The organism is Micrococcus sp. KRD128, assembly GCF_017168395.1.
Lineage (GTDB): Bacteria > Actinomycetota > Actinomycetes > Actinomycetales > Micrococcaceae > Micrococcus > Micrococcus luteus.
In genome coordinates this window covers 83,292-87,009 of sequence record NZ_JABFAX010000013.1, presented here as the reverse complement: position 1 = coordinate 87,009, position 3,718 = coordinate 83,292, and the positions used below count along the sequence as shown (strand labels likewise).

General features: G+C 74.0%; 1 protein-coding gene and 2 pseudogenes. 1 reads left to right on the top strand and 2 read right to left on the bottom strand.

Going from position 1 to position 3,718, the window contains the following annotated elements:
• Nucleotides 1-1,221 (top strand): aminotransferase class I/II-fold pyridoxal phosphate-dependent enzyme (locus J1M44_RS05855; RefSeq protein WP_241252847.1); only part of this gene is annotated, 1,221 nt, incomplete at its 5' end.
• A 46-nt stretch (nt 1,222-1,267) separates the two neighbouring features.
• Here J1M44_RS05855 and J1M44_RS05850 read toward each other — a convergent pair.
• Together J1M44_RS05850 and J1M44_RS05845 are read right to left on the bottom strand one after the other, a co-directional pair.
• A pseudogene (locus J1M44_RS05850) lies at nt 1,268-2,404 on the bottom strand (acyl-CoA dehydrogenase family protein); the annotation flags it as partial.
• Between the two features lie 192 nt (nt 2,405-2,596).
• Nucleotides 2,597-3,604 (bottom strand): annotated as a pseudogene (locus tag J1M44_RS05845) (IS481 family transposase); the annotation flags it as partial.
• Between the last annotated feature and the right edge of the window lie 114 nt (nt 3,605-3,718).

Here is a 3,718-nt window from a genome sequence, read left to right as displayed (position 1 = left end):
GCCCCCGCCAGCACCGCCGCCCCCGCCTTCGCGCCGTCCGCCCGGTCGCAGGTGCCGCCGTTCACGGTGATGAGCATCCTCGGCCGGGTCGCCGAGCTGCGTGCCGCCGGCCACGACGTCGTCAGCCTGTGCGCGGGGGAGCCGGGCGGGGGTGCCCCGCCCGCCGTCGACGCCGCGGCCGCCGCCGTCCACGCCTCCGGCCGTGCCCTCACCTACACCCCGGCGCTGGGCCTGCCGCAGCTGCGGGCCGCCGTCGCCGGCCACTACCGCCGCTGGTACGGGCTCGACGTGCGCCCCGAGCAGGTCGCGATCACCACGGGCTCCTCGGGGGCGTTCATGCTCGGCTTCCTCGCGGCGTTCTCCCCGGGGGACCGCGTGCTCCTGCCCCGCCCCGGCTATCCGGCGTACCGCAACATCCTCACGGCGCTCGGGGTGGAGGTGGTGGACGTGGACGTCGACGCCGGCACCCGCTACCAGCCCACGGTCGCCCACCTGGAGGCGGCTCTCGCGGAGGGCCCGGTCGCGGGGCTCGTGCTCGCCTCCCCGGCCAATCCCACGGGCACGATGGTCAGCGCCGACGAGCTCGCCGAGCTCGCCCGCTGGTGCGAGGAACGCGGGGTGCGGCTCGTCTCGGACGAGATCTACCACGGCATCGTGCACACGGACGGGCAGGGGCCCGGCGCCTGCGCATGGCGCACCTCCCGCACCGCGCTCGTGGTCAGCTCGTTCTCCAAGTACTGGGGCATGCCCGGTTGGCGGCTGGGCTGGATGCTCCTGCCGGACGACCTCGCCACCACGGTCGACGGCCTCGCCGGCTCGGTCGCCCTCTGCCCGCCCGCCGCCGCCCAGGAGGCGGCCGTCCACGCGTTCAGTGAGGAGTCCTACGCGTTCTGCGCCGAGCAGGCCGGCGGCTTCACGGCGACGCGCGGCGTCGTGCTGGCCGCCCTGCCCCGGCTCGGCTGGGCCGACGCCGCCCCCGCCGACGGCGCCTTCTACCTCTGGGCCCGTCTCGCCCCGGGCATGCTGGCGGAGTTCGGCAGCGCCGTCGGCTACTGCGCCGCCCTGCTGGAGGAGGCCGGCGTCGCGCTGACCCCGGGCGACGACTTCGACGCCGTCCACGGGCCCGAGTTCGTCCGCCTCTCCTTCGCCGCCGGCCCGGACGCCGTGCAGGAGGCGCTCGAGCGGATCGCCGCCTGGCACGCGGCGCGCGGCCTGGCCTGACGGGCTTCGCCGCGCGTCGCCGGCCGGCGGCGCACCGGCCGACGCCTCAGCCGCCCAGCCGGTAGTGGCGCTCGAGCGGCGTGCCGTTGACGGCCCGGTCGCCGAGCAGTCGGGCGCGGTAGATCAGCGGGTTGTGGCTGGCGAGCACCCGCGCGTTGCGCCAATGCCGGTCCAGCCCGCGCGTGCGCAGGGTCGCGGAGGCCCCGCCCACCTCGAACAGGCGGGTCGCCGCGTCGAGGGCGGCCCGGGCGATCACCTGCTGGGCGGCGTAGACGGCGGTGTACACCGCGTCCACCTCGGCCTCGGCCAGGGGTGCGCCCGCCGCCTCGGCCCGCAGCGCCCGATCCAGGGGCCCGACGACGGCGTCGAGCGCCGCCTGCGCCCCGAACGCGGCGGCCTCCAGCTCACCCACCACCTGCAGCACCTGCGGATCGTCACCGGGCCGCGGGGCCGCACCGTGGGAGAAGCCGCGCGTGCGCCCGGCCACATAGGCCGCCGCGTCGCGCACGACGGCGCGGGCGATGCCCGTCAGGCCCACCAGGTGGACGAACTGGAAGATCGCCTGCGAGGCGAAGATCGACGAGCCGTCGTCCAGGGACTGGCCCACCGGCGTGAGCTCCTCCGGATCCACCACCACGTCCGTGAACTCCGTGGTCCCCGAGGCGGACAGCCGCTGACCGAATCCGTCCCAGTCGTCGTGCAGGGTCACCCCGGGGGCGTCCGAGCGCACGGTCGCCGCGCGCTCGGCACCGTCCTCGTCCTCGACGACGACGATCGTCCAGTCCGCGTACAGCGTCCCGGTGGAATAGGCCTTGCGACCGTTGATCACCGCCGAGCCGTCCGGACGCGTCGTCAGGCGGGTCTCGTAGTGGCCGGTGCGGTTGCCGATCTCCGTGGTCGCGTTCGCGACCGTCTCACCCGTGGCGAAGCGGTGCAGCCACCGCTCGCGGCGCGGTCCGTCCGGCGAGCCGAGCACCGTCTCCACGTTCACCATGTGCACCCGCAGGGCCTGCAGCACGTTCGAGTCGGCCTCGGCGAGCTCCACGTACAGGCGCGCGGCCTCCGGGAACGTCAGTCCGGCCCCGCCCGCGTCCTCGGGCACGCGCAGGCCCGGGAAGCCGGCGGCGGCGAGGCGGTCCGTGGCCTCGCGATCGGTCACGCGTTCACGGTCCCGCTCGGCGGCGGTCTCGGCGAGCCAGGCGAACACGGGGGCCAGCCGTGCGCGGGCGGCGAGGAACTGGGGCCGGTCGGCCGGGTGCGCGGTGGCCGGCACCTCCGAGTCGGTGGTCCCGACGTCGGCGGGACGGGAGATCGTGTCGGTGCGGTCGGTGGTCGTCGTCATCTCACTGCTCCTTCGGGGCGGCGGGGGTCGAGGGGTGTAGGAGGGCATGACGTTGTTGACACGCACCGGGGCCAACGAGGCCGGAGGAGCCTCTCCGCAGGAGGTATGCGGCCGATGGTAGTTGTAGTGATTCACCCACACCTGCAGGGCCTCACGCCGAGCCCGCTCTGAGGAGTACGGGCGGGCGTAGAGGACCTCGTCGACCATCAGCCGGTTGTACCGCTCGACCTTCCCGTTGTGGCGCGGGGTGTAGGGGCGGATCCGGTGATGCCGGCCCCCGAGAGAGACCACCTTCCGGGTGAAGTCCACGGCCCGGTAGTTGTTCCCGTTGTCCGTGACCACCCGGTCCACGGTGATGCCGTGAGCGGCGAAGAACGCGCGGGCCCGGCAGTAGAACCCGATCGTGGTCACCGCCCGCTCATCCTCCAGCGCCTCCGTGTACGCCAGGCGGGTGAACCCGTCGATCGCCGAGTGCAGGTAGGTGTAGCCGACCCGCTGGCCAGACCCCCGCTTGGAAGCACGCCCTGCCTCACTGTCTCTTCCGTGGGCGCGCCAGCCTCCCCCTTCAGGGATGCGTCCGATCTTCTTCACGTCCAGGTGCACCATGTGCCCTGGCCCCCTCGCGGTGATCCTCCGGGCCGGCTGCCGGCGGAGGTCTTCTCCGGCTGGGGTCAGGTCCCGTAGGCGGGAGATCCCGGCCCGGTGCAGCCATCGCCCCACGGTGCGAAGACACACCTGGTAGCCCTCGCCGACCAGATGGTGATGGATGCGCCGGGCGGACCACTTCTCGGCCCGGCGCAGGGCCTCCAGCTCGGCCACGATCGCGGGGTCGAGCCGGGCAGGTGAGCGATGGGGCCGGCTCGAGCGGTCTTGCAGTCCTGCCTCGCCTTCGGCACGGTAGCGGGCGACCCAGGTGGCCACCGTGGGCCGACTGACGCGGAACTCCGCGGCCACGTGGGACTGCGGGATCCCGTCGTTCAGGTGGCGGTGGACCATGCGCAGCCGGCCGGTGGGGGTCAGAGGTGCGTTAGCGTGAGTCACGAGCGGGCTTCCTTCCGCGGATGAGTGGATGTCGCAATTCCCATCCTGCGGGGCGGAGCCCGCTCGTCTCATCTCAGCCCGTGCCTCGTGTCAAGAACCTCATGACCCACAACA